Annotated in this window: 15 protein-coding genes; 4 read left to right on the forward strand and 11 right to left on the reverse strand. The window is 57.6% G+C overall.

Features of this window, described 5'->3' with window-relative positions; genetic code table 11:
• Positions 1 to 12: 12 nt before the first annotated feature.
• From OXE05_04145 to tatA, 11 genes are all read right to left on the reverse strand, one after another.
• A complete protein-coding gene (locus OXE05_04145; GenBank protein ID MCY4436507.1) occupies positions 13 to 849 on the reverse strand; it encodes an amidohydrolase family protein in 837 nt (278 codons plus the stop codon).
• Between the two features lie 33 nt (positions 850 to 882).
• Complete coding sequence (locus OXE05_04150) at positions 883 to 1,905, reverse strand: hypothetical protein (protein MCY4436508.1); 1,023 nt, start codon at positions 1,903 to 1,905, stop codon at positions 883 to 885.
• Positions 1,906 to 2,113: 208 nt separating this feature from the next.
• Positions 2,114 to 2,986, reverse strand: a complete 873-nt coding sequence (locus tag OXE05_04155; protein ID MCY4436509.1) for a hypothetical protein — start codon at positions 2,984 to 2,986, stop codon at positions 2,114 to 2,116.
• A gap of 127 nt (positions 2,987 to 3,113) precedes the next feature.
• The gene (locus tag OXE05_04160) at positions 3,114 to 3,944 is read right to left on the reverse strand and encodes an ABC transporter permease (protein ID MCY4436510.1); all 831 of its coding nucleotides are present in this window, start codon (positions 3,942 to 3,944) and stop codon (positions 3,114 to 3,116) included.
• Positions 3,941 to 4,975, reverse strand: coding sequence for an ATP-binding cassette domain-containing protein (locus OXE05_04165; GenBank protein MCY4436511.1), 1,035 nt, complete (start codon positions 4,973 to 4,975; stop codon positions 3,941 to 3,943). The genes OXE05_04160 and OXE05_04165 overlap by 4 nt, the downstream gene beginning before the upstream one ends.
• A 227-nt stretch (positions 4,976 to 5,202) precedes the next feature.
• Positions 5,203 to 5,742: a YdeI/OmpD-associated family protein gene (locus OXE05_04170; GenBank protein MCY4436512.1), complete on the reverse strand. Its 540-nt coding sequence runs from the start codon at positions 5,740 to 5,742 to the stop codon at positions 5,203 to 5,205.
• 326 nt (positions 5,743 to 6,068) lie between these two features.
• Positions 6,069 to 6,566 carry a hypothetical protein gene (locus tag OXE05_04175; protein ID MCY4436513.1) on the reverse strand — a complete coding sequence of 166 codons (498 nt, stop codon included), beginning with the start codon at positions 6,564 to 6,566 and terminating at the stop codon, positions 6,069 to 6,071.
• On the reverse strand, positions 6,563 to 7,129 hold the full coding sequence (gene efp, locus OXE05_04180; GenBank protein MCY4436514.1) for an elongation factor P: 567 nt from the start codon (positions 7,127 to 7,129) through the stop codon (positions 6,563 to 6,565). Before efp ends, OXE05_04175 begins: the two co-directional genes overlap by 4 nt.
• A gap of 27 nt (positions 7,130 to 7,156) precedes the next feature.
• Positions 7,157 to 8,248: a Xaa-Pro peptidase family protein gene (locus OXE05_04185; GenBank protein ID MCY4436515.1), complete on the reverse strand. Its 1,092-nt coding sequence runs from the start codon at positions 8,246 to 8,248 to the stop codon at positions 7,157 to 7,159.
• A 73-nt stretch (positions 8,249 to 8,321) separates the two neighbouring features.
• Entirely contained in the window at positions 8,322 to 9,050 is a 729-nt protein-coding gene (locus OXE05_04190) for a stage II sporulation protein M (GenBank protein MCY4436516.1), read from the reverse strand.
• 6 nt (positions 9,051 to 9,056) lie between these two features.
• Entirely contained in the window at positions 9,057 to 9,326 is a 270-nt protein-coding gene (gene tatA, locus OXE05_04195; protein MCY4436517.1) for a twin-arginine translocase TatA/TatE family subunit, read from the reverse strand.
• Positions 9,327 to 9,718: 392 nt separating this feature from the next.
• Here tatA and OXE05_04200 point away from each other — a divergent pair, with 392 nt between their 5' ends.
• The 4 genes from OXE05_04200 (at position 9,719) to OXE05_04215 (ending at position 15,580) form a co-directional block, all read left to right on the forward strand.
• Positions 9,719 to 10,966 (forward strand): S41 family peptidase, encoded by a 1,248-nt coding sequence (locus tag OXE05_04200; protein ID MCY4436518.1) that lies wholly within the window; start codon positions 9,719 to 9,721, stop codon positions 10,964 to 10,966.
• A 12-nt stretch (positions 10,967 to 10,978) separates the two neighbouring features.
• A complete protein-coding gene (locus tag OXE05_04205; protein ID MCY4436519.1) occupies positions 10,979 to 12,262 on the forward strand; it encodes a pitrilysin family protein in 1,284 nt (427 codons plus the stop codon).
• Positions 12,263 to 12,506: 244 nt separating this feature from the next.
• Positions 12,507 to 13,739 (forward strand): tetratricopeptide repeat protein, encoded by a 1,233-nt coding sequence (locus OXE05_04210; protein MCY4436520.1) that lies wholly within the window; start codon positions 12,507 to 12,509, stop codon positions 13,737 to 13,739.
• Between the two features lie 167 nt (positions 13,740 to 13,906).
• Positions 13,907 to 15,580 carry a DUF4349 domain-containing protein gene (locus tag OXE05_04215; GenBank protein ID MCY4436521.1) on the forward strand — a complete coding sequence of 558 codons (1,674 nt, stop codon included), beginning with the start codon at positions 13,907 to 13,909 and terminating at the stop codon, positions 15,578 to 15,580.
• The last annotated feature ends 197 nt before the right edge of the window (positions 15,581 to 15,777 follow it).

Genomic DNA, 15,777 nt, shown 5'->3' on the forward strand with positions numbered 1-15,777 from the left:
AATTGCAAAGTGCTATTTGGCGATCCCATAGAACTGCCCGGCGTTGCCGCCGAAGACATTTGCAAGGCCCACCTCACCTAGTCCCGGGTCCAGTGCCTCTTCCAAGGCTCCAATTACGTCGTCGTAGCGTGCCGCCAAGAGACTGACGGGCCAATCGCTGCCGTACATCACGCGCGCCGGTCCGAAACACTCGACGGTGTGCGATACGTACGGCTGGAGGTCGGCAGGCATCCAGTTGGCGTGATCGGCCTCGGTGACCATGCCGGAGAGCTTGCAGTAAACGTTTTCGTGCTGCGCAATCGCATTGAGATCTGACGCCCACGGTTCGAACTGTTGCGCTTTGATGTCTGGCTTGGCGATGTGGTCGATAACGGCGCGCAGGTTTGATACTTTCTCAAGTACCTGCAATACATAGGGCAAGTGCTGGGGGCGCACCAGGAAGTCAAACGGAAAGTCGCATTCTGCGAGCAGCGTGAGATTCTCAAGCACTACCGGCTGAGTCACCCACGCGTTATCGGACAGGTCATGCAGCATGGGCCGGATTCCCACAAACGCAGGCTGTTGGCGGTATTCCTCGAATAGTTGCGGAAACTTGGGGTCGGCCATGTCCAGCCAGCCGACGACACCACCGATTGAGTCGTTCTCAGCGGCGAGCGAAAGCATATAGTCCGTCTCCGCCGTGGTGGGAGCGGCCTGCACGAGCACTGTCTTGTCGATCCTGTGCCGTTCAAGGCTTGGTTCGAGATCGGCGGGGAGGTAGTCGCGGTAGAGCACGCCCATGTCCGGTGTGAGCCAACCATAGTCGCCGCGGTTTAATTTCCAGTAGTGCTGGTGGGCGTCGATGCGCATGAACCCTCTCTTTGTTGTCGATTGACCCCTTGGCTAGTAGTCCCAACTCTTCTTCCTGACTCGTTGGAAGGGATCACTTGTATCTACCACTTCGGCATCCACGATATCGGCGACGCGCAGGCAGGCCTGGCGGGCGCGATAGACCTGGTCGGGGTCTCGAAACTCCGCGCGGATTTGCGCCACGCCGCGTTCCACATCAACCCCAACCGATTCGAAGCGCAATCCAAAAAGGTACGAATCGTCTTCAAGCACCTTCGCAAGAGCCATACTCTTGCGGAACCAGGCGGCCTGTCCTGTGATCTTGCCCAGAATGTACTTGTGGGCAATCTCCCAATACGCCCAGAAGAGAAAGCCGGAGAGTATCCAGACTGGAAAGGCCTGAAACGCTAACGCCCAACCGTTCTGTATTGAGACGTTGAGGGCTACCAGAAGGCCTACGGGCACGGCAATGAAGGACAAGACTTGGTGCGGGCCAAAGTAACCGGAGACGATTGGCCCAAAGGAAATGCGCCAGTAAGCGTCGCGATCAGCCTGAAAACGACGCAAGAGCGCCATGAGCGCGCCCAGAATTCCCGCGCCAAAAGTAATAGGCGACGTGTTCAAGATCAACGACACTATGGTGAGTACACCTCCCAAAATCATGCCTAGGCTAATTGGAGGAGACCCAGGCTCCGCAGACCGCACAGTTAGCAATCCGACTACAAGGACAGCCAGCAGGATGAGCCCCGTAGCAATCTCGAGAATCTTGAGGGTGCGCAGGCGTTCCCAAAAGCCGGAGAGGATCACCAACGGAGTGAGGACAATGGCAAAGAGCAAGGCGCCCGCCATCAGCGCCAACATGAAGGCGTTGAATATGGGCCATAGGACGACGGCAAGTCCGATCGGTATGATAAACGCCAACGGCGCCAGCGCGCCGCCGATGAAGCCTGCCAGGAGTGTTACCCGCAGGCTGGCAATCATTACCAGCGCATCCGCCACCGTGGCGGAGACTATCTCACGGCGCGAGAGGAAGCGCGCATCATCACCAGCGCCGCCGAGGCTGTTCGGCTGTGCCATTTCTTCACCTGAAGCTATGTTCTCGCCGGAATTGCGGCCAAGGATCGAGCTGCGCTGTGTTGTTGGCTCAAGGACTCGTCATTGGAGTCTTGCGTCGTTCTCGGTTCGAGAGAAGCAAAAGGCAGACTGGCGGTCATGAGACTTCCTCGAACTGCTGGTTCTCATTTTGGCATACACGCTGGGAGGTTCCTGCAGGAGCGCGCTCCTGTCAGACGACCAAGGAACGTACGCCGGTGGCGGTGTACTCATCCCACATATCATCCTGCAAGTCCCACGAGAGCGTTTCCACTTCCACCTCGCGGATGCCGACGATGCGGCGAGCCACTTGACGCGCTCGCTTCACCTGTTCCGGCGTGCGGAACCAGCCCTGAATGTGCGCCTTGTGACCGTCTTCGCTCACGGCAAGATCGGCGATGATGCAGCCGAAGAGGTCGCTATCGTTGTGCAGAACGTACGAGAGGCTCAGTGTGCGGCGGAACCAGACCGCTGAACCCACCCACGATTGGAGCATGCCTTCAAACCAGATGTTCCAGTATTGGTCGTAGACTAAACCAGAGAGGAGCCACACAAACAAGAGGTATACGACCATGATCGGGAACTCTTTCCACACCGCAAGCCCAAGGAAGAGCAACGGCACCCCGATAAGGCTGAGGAGCAAGCCGGGTAGCGTGTCCCACCGCGAGTGAAAGGGCATTGGGCGCAGGCGTCGCTCCACACTGCGAAGATTGAGACGGGCCTTGGCCAAGCCGAGAAGGCCGCTCAAAATCAGGGCAGGCCAAAGGTCCATGAGAATTGCGACCCAGCCAAAAGTGTGGGAAAGGACGAGCGAAACGACACCCACGAGGTTGAGGGTAAACAGCATGACCATGATCGGCCAGATGGCGATCAGGATCATGATTACAGCAAAGAGACCGGCAAATACGCCCGCCCCGGCGATGAAACCGGCGATGAGCGGGATGCGCCTGTCGGCGACGAGCAGCGTTGTTTCATGGGTTGTACCGGTCGCCCACTCCTCGCGGCGGAGCGCTCGCGGCTGTGTCCACCCATGCGGGTCCCACCACGGCAATTGAATGGTGCGCATAGCTTGCCTTCCCCAACTGCTCGAGACTGCACCTTCTCGCTCATGATACTACGTTGCGGCGTAAAGATGTACTCTGTCCGTGGTTTACATGAAGAACTTCGCTCTGGCGCCACCGATCGCGTGTCTCTTAGCCAGGGCGCGGATCCGATGTCCGGCTGCGGAATATCCACGTGGCCACCGGCATGGCAATCACGATTATGCCGGTGCACCAGAAGAGTGCCAGCCAGCCGCTATTGCCAATGGGCGTGCCGACCATCCAGGCGCGCATAGCTTCGATGACGTGGGTAACGGGTTGGTTTTCAGCAAAGACGCGCAGCACGGTCGGCATGCTGGCGGTAGGCACGAAGGCGCTGCTGGCAAATGTGAGCGGCATCAGCACCATGAAACCTGACCACTGTGCGGCCTCCAGCGACTTGACGACCATGCCCAGAATGGCCGAAACCCAGGAAATCGCAAGCGTAAAGAGGAGCAATAGGCCGAGTACCAGCAGCCACTCGGAAAGATCTGCCGTGGGGCGAAATCCAACGAGAAAACTCGCAACAAGCATTATCAACGCCGAAATCGTATTTCGCACCAAATCTGCAATGACGTGCGCCGCGAGCAGAGCCGAGCTCGCCATCGGCAGCGCGCGGAAACGATCTACAATGCCCCGCTGTAGATCGACGAGCACGCTGAAGGTGGTCGTATTGGCCCCAAAGGCAGCCGTTTGCACCAGGATACCGGCCACCAGAAAGTTGACGTAACTCGTGTCCCCCGTGTTGATCGCGCCGCCAAAGACGTAGCGAAAGAGCAACAAGAACATCACGGGCATAAGAAAAGTTGAGAGCAACTGATCGATGTTGCGAATGATGTGTTTGAGGCTGCGCTTGGTCAGCACCCAGGAGTTGTCGAGCGTCCAGAAGATCTCCGGACGGGCCTCTGGTTGCGTATTGGCAAGCAAAGACATTGATTCTTTCATTCCCTCTCCTTCTCCTGGCCCTCTTCCGGTTGATCGTCGGATTGGGGAGTAGTCGCGGTGCCCGTTAGCGTGAGAAAGACATCATCCAAGGTGGGACGATGCAGCGAAACGTTCTCCACCTCTATGTCGGCTTCTTCTAAGCGTTGCAGCACCTCTCTCAGCTCGTGGACGCCGTGTTGGCTGGCAATGCTCAGCAAGCGCCGCTTGCTATCCAGGTGCAGGGCTTGGCCGTCCAGCGCTTGCTCAGCCCTTACGAAATCACTGGATGCGGCAATGGTGAGATCCAAGCGTGCGGCGCCGATGCGGGACTTTAGCTCGTCTGCCGTGCCGGCAGCAATCACACTGCCGTGATCAATGACAACGATCTGGTCTGCCAATTGGTCGGCTTCTTCCATATATTGCGTTGTCAGCAGGATGGTGACGTCGCTGGCCGAGAGGCGCTTGATCATCTCCCACAGTGACAAACGGCTTCTCGGATCAAGCCCGGTGGTGGGCTCATCCAAGAACAGCACTGGTGGGGATGCAATGAGGCTCATCGCCAAGTCGAGGCGGCGGCGCATTCCGCCGGAATAGGTCTTCACCGTGCGCCCGGCGGCATCGGTGAGTTCGAATAGCTCCAAAAGGTCGCGGGTACGCCGCTTCGTATCGGCAATGCTGAGGCGATAGAGCCTGCCCAGCATCAGCAAGTTCTCTTCCCCGGTGAGATACTCGTCCACCGCCGCGTACTGTCCGGTGAGCCCAATGCTCTTGCGCACCTGGCCCCCTTCCCGGGACACGTCGAAGCCGTTTACAAGCGCCTGGCCGCCATCGGGTGGCAGCAATGTGCTCAATATGCGAATGATTGTCGTCTTGCCGGCGCCGTTAGGACCAAGTAACGCCAGAATGCTCCCACGTGCGACCGTGAGGTCGATTCCCTTGAGCACTTCTAAGTCTTTGAAGGACTTGCGTAATCCGGCGACCACAATTGCATTATCTTCAATTTCATTTTCATTTGCATCCATCTCAGCCGATGCGGACAAGGTCTCTGTCATCAAGATTCCCTTAGTGCGATAAATGCTAATTCACTGGTTTACGTGTTGATTCCAATTCGACTCAGCCAGCCAAACGCAACGGCCGCGAGGAAGCCCTACTGTTGGCTCAAAATTCTTTCACACCCCAGCGCGGGAGATTCTGGATCGAGGCCCAATCAATCGTTGCAGGTTGCTCTTGCTCGCAATCCAAAGTGTCAACGTGCATGCTACGCTCTGCCGGCGCCGGCTTAGCCGTATTTGAAGGTCTTGTTCTGCGCAGTCTTCTTGAGAAAGAAATCCAGACGCTTCTTGAATTCCGCGGGTCGGTTGCGTGCGCTCTCGATGAACGCTACGCGGATACTTTGATAGTCTTCCGGGAAATCCTGAAAGTGCTGCCAGGTTTGCGGGTCCGCTCTTAGCGCAGACTCGATGTCCGGCGCGATCACAAATGGTTCATCCAAATCAACGCCCTGAGCGGCCTCTAGTCCTGCCGGAGTCATCTTGCCTTGAGCGATAAGGTTGCGCAGGCGCGCTTTGTTCGATTCCGACCAATTGCTGCTCGGCTTGCGCGGCGAAAACCGCTGTGCAAAGCGCTCCTCATCGATGCCCTTCTGCTGGCTGTCTATCCAGCCAAAGCAGAGGGCTTCCTCAACGGCATCATTGTATGCAACACGGGGTTTGCCTGTGGCTTTGCGGTAATAGACCAGCCAAATCTCCTTGGCGTGGGCGTGGTGCTCGTGGAGCCATGCCCGCCATTCTTGCCTATCCTTGGCGTAATACGTATCCATATACTCAGATTCTCTGTGAGGAATGTCGTCTACATGAGGAGCTCTGGCGAACGAAAGAGCGATGTAGGCTGCACACTGTTCAAAGAGCGGGGGCAAGCCCCCGCGCTACGCACAGCTCCAGTTCTCAGATAACGTGTCTCACAAAGTGATCGGTACACCTAGTGAGATATTCTTTGGAAGTCGAGTAGTTGAGTTCTCATTAAATAATAGCATGTGGGAGCTTGTGAGGGGCAGAATGCCAGAGCATTCTTCTGACATGCATCGCCGGTACATGAACGAGTCGACGTGTGCTGAGCGCGCAGCACGCAGCGTCCCTCGAATGCGCCCTACTCCACGTCGTCTGTTGGTGGTTCCGGAGCGGGTTCGATCAGAGCAAGCGGCTGGCCGTATTCAACCGGTTGCCGGGATTCCACGAGAAAGCGCTCGAGAGTACCGGCAAAGGGTGCGTGGACTTCATTGAGCACGTTAAGGACCTCGATGTAGCCGAGCAACTGTCCTTCCTCTATCTCAGCGCCCTCGTCGATGACGGGTAGTTGCTCCTGTCGCCGGCTGCGGGAAAACACTCCTACCCTCCCCGCGTGCACGACGTGCAATTGCGGCTCTGCTTCTTCCACTTCGGGCGGAGGAGACGACGAGACGACCGACATCATGTGGGGGGTGCGCTTGATTGCCACGCGAATGCCGTCATGCTCAAGCGATAGTTCTTCTACGTCAGAATCGCTGATGAGTTCGAGCAACGGCTTCAAACGCTCGTGAATTACCCGGGAGAGGGGAGTTGTCTCACGGGAAGATGGCAGCTCAGTCTGTTCGCCTTGACCGCTCACGATGAACGCACCCGCTCGATATAGCTGCTCGTTCGAGTATCCACACGAATAGTCTCTCCCACGTTGACGAAGAGCGGAACATTGACGACCAGCCCTGTTTCGACCGTAGCGGGCTTGGTGCCACCCGCGGCCGTGTCGCCCTTAAAGCCGGGCGCAGTGTCCGCGACATCAAGTTCTACGGATGGAGGCAGTGTGGCGTCTAATACTCGTTCGCCATGCATTTCAAGCTCGATGGAAGCGCCATCCTTGAGGAAGTTTTCGGCATTGCCAAGCAGAGCGCCGTCCACAAGGATTTCGTCGTACGATTCCGTATCCATGAAGTGAAAGACGTCGCCGTCGCGATAGAGGAATTGGGCCGGGCGTTGCTCAAGACGGATTCGGCGAAAGCGGGCGCCGGCATCGCAGGTGCGGTCAATGATGTGGCCTTCTTGCACGTGCCGCAGCTTAAGCCGCACCACCGCGCCGCCGCGGCCCATCTTGATGTGCTTCACGTCCTCCAAGCGATAAATCGTGTCTTCATACTCGATTACGACGCCACGTCGTAGGTTGCCAGTTTCGATCAACGCGTAATGCCTCCTGCAATTTCACTTTTACGAAAAGGTCATCTTTGGCGATCCGGTGAGTGTCTCTGCGCCGTCCTTGCGGAGCAAGACCAGGTCTTCAATGCGCACACCGCCCACGCCGGGCAGGTAAATGCCGGGTTCGATAGAGACAACTGCGCCCTCAGGCAGAGGCGTATCGCCAGCCAGGGGCGAAAGGCGGGGAGCCTCATGAATTTCCAGACCTACCCCATGGCCCAAACCATGGCCGAAGTGGTCGCCGTGTCCCGCGCCCACAATAATTTCGCGAGCCAAGGCATCGGCCTCTACGCCGGTCATGCCCGCGCGCACGTGCGCCGCCGCCTGCTCTTGTGCTTTGAAGACAATTCTGTAAATTGCTTGCATCTCGGGAGAGGGAGTGCCGAGTACCACAGTGCGGGTCATGTCGGAGCAGTACCCATCGGCAACGCAACCAAAGTCCATAACAACGAACGTGTCTCGGGGGATAACGTCGTTTCCCGGCCTGTGGTGCGGCATCGCGCCGTTCGGGCCGGCCGCGACGATAGAGGGGAAAGAGAGTCCCTCGGCGCCGGCCTCCCGCATCAGTATCTCCAAGCGCCACGCTACGTCCTGCTCGGTAACACCGGGATGCAGCCACGTGAGAAGCTCAGCGAGGGCCTCATCGGCAATAGTTATGGCACGCTGGAGCGCGGCAACCTCGTCCGGCTCCTTGGAAACGCGAAGTTTCTCAATTGATCCTTGATACCCTATGAGTTCGACTTCACCGGCAAACGCCTCTCGATATGCATCATGTGTGGCAACACTGACGTGCTCCGATTCGAAGGCTAACCGCCCAATGCCGTGTTGCTTGCTGAGGTCCATAAGCAGGGGAGCAATCTGCCCCGACTGCGGCGCCACCGTAAAGTCCTGGGCCTGTTTTCCCGCCTGTTCGGTGTAGCGGGAATCTGTGATCAAGAGAGCATCGGTAGCGCTAATCAGCAGCCAACCGGAAGAACCGGTGAATCCGGAGACGTAGCGACGGTTGTAGTCGTTGCTTACGAGGAGCGCGTCCGTCTCAGACTCTGAGAGCCAATCGCGGACTCTCTGCAGGCGCTTTGCGGTTGAAGATGGCGGTGAATTCATCGTTCCAACGTTTGCGATAGCTGACGAAACCGTATCTTTTCAATTGTAGCACGCAATCCGGCCCAGAGTTCTGCTATGGCTGAGGTATGGTGATGATTGCACTGAGGCCAATCAGCCAGCGGGCAATCTGGCCGGTCACGTTCACCTCCACCCAAGCGGCAATCACGATAAGAGGGATTACGAGGAAGACATACCCTTTGATGACGTTGATCGCGGCCCAGGCAACACTCTCAAAGAAGCTGAGGGAAGGCACCGGTCGCAAAAAGGACCACGCGAGGCGCAAAGAGAGGGCACTGCCGATCATGATTGCAGGTATTTCGAACACACCATGAGGCAGCACGAGCACGAGCCCAATGAGCAACTGGAATGGACCGGCAAAGTCCACTTGCACAGCCAACATGCCCAGGAGCACACCGGGCAGTGTGACGACGATCAGCGGGTAGAGCCCGAACGTGAGCGTGGCAAGTATAGGACTGAGAAGCAAAATGCGCAGGTTGTTGCCGAGAATTGCTGCGGTGGAAATAGATTCGATGTCACCGAGACGCTCGACTTGCTCGGCATAGACGCGTAGAAGGGACTCAGTCGCAAGAGGGTACAGCTGCCCCAGAGCAGCTCCGGCAACGATGCCGACAAAGAAAAAACCGGCGGTGAAAAGCATCAACCACCGGTTGTATTCTAATAGGGCTGGGATATCTTGCGCGTAGACACGAATCAGAGTGAACCGGCTATTCGCGTCACGGGGGGCGCCGTGTGAGTCACAGACGGCAGTCCCCAGCCAGCGAAGCCGCTGCCGCTTGAGCACAATGTGCTAGCTTTTCTTGGATTCGCCCTCGCTGCTCGCAGCCTGGTCCGAATCCTCCTTCTTCTCGTCATCTTCCTTCTTTGATTCCGCAGAATCAGTAGCCTTCTTTTCGTCATCAGATTCGCTGGGTTCGTCCTCTTCCTTCATCGCCGTGCGGAATTCGCGGATGCTGTTGCCGAGCGAACCGCCGAGACCTGCGATCCGGCTTCCCCCGAAGAGGATGACGATAATCACAAGGATTATGAGGAGCTCTGTCCACCCAAATGTCCCAAGCATTCCCGTTTACCCTTTCATGCCATTGGTCACTTATAGTCTGCACTCCATAATACGCGTCCAGCAACAGAGAATCAAATTCGCGAGTAGACATCCAGGGGGGATGCGTTTCCCGATTAGATACGGCGGACGCCCGTATGAAATGTGCAATACAGGACTTTCGATGAGCCAGTACCCGCTCTTGTCGATGATGCCCCTTGAGCGGCACTGTGGTGAAGAAAGGACGTGCCTGCGGCACGAAATTCGTCTCGACCATGGCAAGTAAGAGGCCCGCGCCTGCGGTTGAAAGGCGGTTGTTTCTCGCATAGTGCTATGCTATCGTGAAGGTAACGCATGGTGCTGCGAAACTCTAGGAATAACCAGGTCGGATGCCACCCCAAATTAAGGCTTGACCCATGAAGCGCAAGCATTTCCTAGCGATTGTCCTATCGTTCTCGCTGGTTGTGACGGTTGGCTCAGGGGCCTTTGCCGCTGGCTTTGCGGCAGGGGGCAAAGGGGGGCCATTGCAGCCATTGGCCGCAGTCCTTTCTGGTGTCCTCCCCGGCGTCTTGCCTGCTTCGCCGCCAGTCGGGCAGGACGAACAGTGGGAACTCTTCTTACAGGTCTGGGAGATTGTATCGCAAGAGTTCTATAAGCAGCCGATAGACCAGGATGCCATGATGCGCGGAGCTATTCGCGGCATGTTGGACACTCTTGGCGATCCCCACACGACGCTGCTTGATCCCTCCGTAAGCCAGCGCGCACGGGAGCAAACCCGACAAAAGTTCCAGGGCATCGGCGCGCGGATCGATGAACGAGACGGCCAGATTTTGATTCATTCGGTATTCAATGATTCACCCGCACAGAACGCCGGCCTAAAGTCCGGAGACATAATCGTGGCAGTGGATGGAACCCTAATAGAGGGCGACACGGTGGAACACACGGCGCTGCGCATTCGCGGCCAAGCCGGAACTGATGTCGTGCTCACGATTAAGCGTGGAGATGACGAGCCGTTTGATGTGACAATCACCCGTGCTGAAGTGGTAATTCCTTCGCTAACGACGGAAACGCTGTCAGGAAACGTGGGCTACATTCGGCTGTGGAGCTTTGGCGCCCTCACGGCTGACGAACTGCACACGACCTTGGAATCACTGATCGATGACGAGGCGCCCGGCCTGATCCTTGATCTGCGCGACAATCCCGGTGGCCTGCTGGGTACGGCAATACGCGTGACGAGCGAATTCTTGGACCGCGGCACAGTGGTCCTCTATGAAGAGCAAGCGCAGCAGCAACGCCCGTATCGGGTGCGCAGCAGCGGTGTGGCTCGCAACATTCCCCTTGTAGTATTGGTAAACGAGCGCAGCGCGAGCGCATCGGAAATCGTTGCCGGCGCCTTGTCCCATTACGGCCGGGCAGTAATCATTGGGGAGCGAACGTATGGCAAGGGTACGGTGCAGCTTCCCCACGACCTGAGCGATGGCTCCCAACTTCGTGTAACGATCGCGCGTTGGCTTACACCGGGAAGGGAGTCTATCTCCGAAGTTGGGATTGCTCCTGACATTGAAATTGAAGCCGATATTATGGATTCCCTCGAAGAGGATGCGGCGGTACAGCGTGCCCTGAAAGAGCTTGCGCAGATCGCTTCTTTACCCAACGTTGCCTAACGGGTGCAATCAATGAAAGAGCAGGCTTTGCGTAGGCGCACCCTGCCCAATGGGCTGCGGGTGGTTGTATTGCCGATGCCCCATACCCGTGCCGCAACCGTCAGCCTCTTCTGTGGGGCCGGGTCTCGCTACGAACCTTACGACCTCATGGGGCTCTCCCACTTCCTGGAGCACATGCTATTTAAAGGCACTTTGCGGCGGCCTGATCCCCAGGAGATAGCGGAAGCAATCGAACGCACCGGCGGTCTCCTGAACGCGAGCACCGGTCGGGAGGCAACGGTCTTTTGGGCGAAAGTGGCGTCTCAGCATCTTCCGATTGCGTTCGATATTCTCGCCGATATTGCCCTTAACCCCGCGCTGAATCCCGATGACGTCGAGCGCGAGCGTGGTGTAATTCTTGAAGAGCTTGAGCTCTACCAAGACACGCCAACCGACTGGGTGCACGTGCTCATGTCGCGTCTGTTGTGGCCGGGGCATCCGCTCGGAGAAGATATAGGCGGTCGTCCAGAGTCCATCATGAACATCACCCGAGACGATCTGTCCAAGCATGTGGAAGACTTCTACCGCGCCAACAATATGGTGCTTGTGGTTGCGGGAGGTGTGGATGCCGATGATGCCTTTGCGCATGCGGAACAGGCATTTGGCGGTCTGCGCAAAGGAACCGGCCCCGCTTGGCTGCCTGCCGTCGCGACGCAACCCGTCGATCGCGTTATCACGCAAGCTGAGGACCATAGCCACGTGCAGCTCTGTATTGGCGGTAAAGGTCTCTCTCACGCTGACCCCGATCGCCATGCTCTGGAACTCCTAAACGCTGCGTTGGGAGATGGTTTGAGTTCACGCTTGGCGGTGGAAGTACGCGAACGGCTTGGACTGGCGTACGACATTTTTACGTACGCAGAGCAGTACTTCGACACGGGCGCATTCGTCATTACCGCCGGGGTAGATGATGGGCACTTGGGGAGCGCCCTGGCTGCCATTTGGGAGCAGGTGGATCGTATTCGGCAAGAGAAACTCCCGGCAGAGGAAATGGATAAGGTGCGCGAATTCACCAAGGGCCGGTTGCTGCTGAGCATGGAAGATAGCTGGAACGTTGCAAGCTGGTACGGCAGCCAAGAGGTGCTGATGCACACGACGATTACGTTGGACGAAATGCTCGCTATCATCGATGCCATTACGGCGGATGATGTCTTGCGTGTGGCGCAACGCATCTTCATTCCCGGTTGGGCTCACGTGGCGCTGGTAGGGCCGGGGCTTGATCGCGCAGCCATGGAAGACCTCGTGAGCTTGTGGAATTAGGTCGTGGCTTCAGTGGGCAGCCGGCAGTTACAGGCGCGGGGAGAGCAACCGAAATGGCGCAGCGGAGTGTATCCTAAGATGTGATGGACCTGCTAACCGAGATGCCCGTGCCGCAGTCCGTAGGTGCGTGAATTCTGGGATCCCAGAGAATCCGGTGAGCAAGGCTGACGAGATCGGGCGATCGGCACTGTGACACTGTTGGCCGGTGGTAAGCTCGCACCACTGCTGAGGAACATAGGAGCACATGAAACTAAGAGATTTCCTGCAATGGGGAGAACAGGCGCTAGCGCTGAATCACTTTGCGCTTGCGGAAGAGATAGCCCGCTATTTGCTCAAGCAGTCCCCGAGTAACCTGGCGGCGCGAACCCTGCTCGGGCAAGTCTACTTAGAAACCGATCAGCCTGCGCAGGCGGAAGAGCAGTTGCTTCAGGCGCTTGACATTGACCCGGAGAGTGCCCCCATTCTCATGAATTTCGCAGAAGTCTTGGAGTCTCTAGGGAGAGACAGCGAACGGCTCGTTGTGATCCGCCGCGCGTTTGAGAATGATCCCACCCGCACAGACGTGAAACAACGCATGCTGGTCCTCGGGCGCGAGGGTCACGGCGATTCGAACGGAAACGGGCTCTTGACCCGGGCCGGCCTCGCGCGCATTCACCTGCGCAGCGGGCTGCTGGAGCATGCAATTGCGGAGTTTCGGCGTCTATTGGAAGAGACCGAGATTCACTGGAGTGCGCAAGTCGCCTTGATGGAAGCGCATTGGCTCAATGGGGACAGGCAGGCGGCCAGTAGACTCGCCGACGAGATCGTCCGTGAGCATCCAAACTGTCTAAAGGCGATCTTGTTGTCGGCTGACGTACGGGCGCACATGGGTCTCATCGATCAAGCGCGGCAACTCTTGGAGCGATCCCGCCAGATAGACCCGGATTTCGCGCTGGCGCGCGCACTCTACCCCGCAAATGGCCCTTCACGCTTACCCTTGCCGAGCGACGATGCCGAAATTGAAGTGCCGATTGACTTCCTGCAACGAATCGAAGCAACGCTGGCTGCCAAGAAAGAATCGGAAGCGCCTGACGCACGCAAACGTGCAGCGGCCCGCCTAAGCGCGCGCGCCGCTGCAGAAGCGCAAGAAGGTCAAAAGCGAATCCTAGTAACGCCGGCCCAAAGCACCGAAACCGAGAAGGAAGAAACGGCAGTAGCGGAACCAGCGACGACGTCGGGGACTGCTCCTGACGATGGTGATCGCGGGGAGAGTTCTGAGACCTGGGAGACTCTGCTGCACAGACTGGAGCGGGAAGGTGCCCAGATGGATGAGGCCACGCTCAGTGCTTTGGCACAAGAACTTGAGGCGATTGCGGCCTCCTCCCCCAATAAGCTGCAGGCGTGGCAGCGGCTCGGGGACGTCTATCAGGGCATCGAACAGACCGACCGCGCCATGCGGGCCTACATGCGCGCGTTGGACAGTAGCCGAGTTCCGTAGCCATAGCGCGACTGTACTGATGTGGTGTTCTTCACACATGTGCGTGGCTTGATCCATACTCCCGCTGCACTGATTGCGATGCATGGCAGCAAGAGAGTTACACGCTAGCGCAGCGGTTGGACACCGACGCATCAAAATTTGCATCTCACAAGTCGGAGGTAGGTCACATGAAAAGAACCCTATTGCTCTTGGGAGCGGTGATTGCGGCCCTTGCTGGGGCATTGCTTGTCGGCATATTCGCGTTGTTTTCTTTTGCCGGCGTTACCCAGGAAACGATGTTCTTGGGAGCTGCTTCTCAACACGCCGAAGAATCCATGGCTCCTGCGGATAGCGAAGCAGCGGAACGGCAAGAAATGGCACCGGCGGCAGAGGCTGCGCCTCAAGTGGCAAGTAGCTCACAGAAGCTTGCAATGGCTGCCCCGGTTTCGGTCGCGAGTTTTGCCACCGATGCCAAGGTTATTCGCAATGGCGCCCTTACCCTCGTTGTGGGCAATCCCGCAACTGCCGTAAACGAAGTCGAGCGGATACTTGCAGGGATTCCGGGAGCGTTTATTGCCACTGCTGAAGTACGGCAGGCCGGGGACCTGCAGCCGACCTCGCTGACGTTGCGGGTGCCGGCTGAAGCCTTCGACCAGGCCATGGCTGCCTTGCGGGCACTTGCCCAGGAAGTTCTGGCCGAGCAAACCGCTGCCCGCGACGTTACTGAAGAATACACTGACCTCGATGCGCGTCTCCGCAACCTGCAGGCCGCTGAAACACAGCTCCTTACGCTGGTGGAACAGGCCGACACGGTAGACGACTTGCTGAAGGTTGAAAAACGTCTGGCGGAGGTGCGGGGAGAGATCGAGCTACTCCAGGGACGCTTCAATGTCCTCGAAAACCGCATAGCACTTGCGACAATCATTGTATTGCTCCATGCGCCACCGGACACTTCCGTAACACTTGCCGCTCAAGATCTTCCCGCCGCCCACGCCATTACCACTTTTGCTCTGACTTATCGCAATGACGGAAGTGTCTCGGCACGTGACGGAATCTTGGTGCTGCGCGTACCGGAACTCCTAAGCATGATCGATGTAGGCCAGGGGGGCATTTACCTTCCGCTCGCCCGTGAGATCCGTTGGAATCTCTCCGACGTCGCAGCCGGCTCCGTGAATACAGTTTTTGCTCGCATGCGCGTGGAGTCTACAGAAAACGACATACTGCTGCAGGCTCACATCCAATCGGCAAGCGCTGAGGCGAATAACGCAAACAATACAGCCAACTTAACACTGTCATTCGCACCGGACCTCACGTTGCAGGTCGAAGGCCCGGCTGCTGGCGCCCAGGGGAGCGACCTACCCATCTGGATTTACTTTACGAATGCCGGTACCGGTGATGCCACCGATGTCACTGTTCGGACGACACTGCCGCCAGGTTTGACCTTCGTCCGAGCGGATTCTGGAGGCAGCTTCGATCGTGATACAGGCACTGTGGAGTGGAAGCTCGGACTCCTACAAGCAGGCGCCAGCAATGAGGTCCTCATGCACGCTCGGGTAGACGTCGCGGAGGGTCGCTTGCAGATTCCCATTTCCATCGCTGCCGAGCAAGTTGATGCCGTTGCATTCAACAACCGGGCCGAAATGATCCTTACGGCGTTGCGAGAGGATGTCTCTACGCGATCCGTGTGGCAGCCCGGGCAGACCGTTGAATCAAGCATTGCCGCACTCATCGTCGTGGCTCAGGCTGCGGTCAACGTGTCGATTTGGGTGCTCGTATTCGGCATACCATTGGTAATCGTCGGTTTGCTTGGTCTCGGTATGTGGTCAGGCATTCGCCGCATGCGACGCAAGCGGGGAGGATAAGCTCAACGCTATGTTGGCGAGTCGAAGCCGCGAGCGACTTCCTCTTTGTGGCACAAGACATCGATCTTGCTGACATTTCGCGTCGTGGGACATTGCTTGAACTGAACCCCAAACTTACAGACCGAGGTTTCTGGTGCGCACTTGGAGGCAATGCCAAACTCAGCCGGCGACACGGAACGTCGCCGTAGACTCAGTGC

Source organism: Chloroflexota bacterium (assembly GCA_026710945.1).
GTDB lineage: Bacteria > Chloroflexota > UBA11872 > VXOZ01 > VXOZ01 > VXOZ01.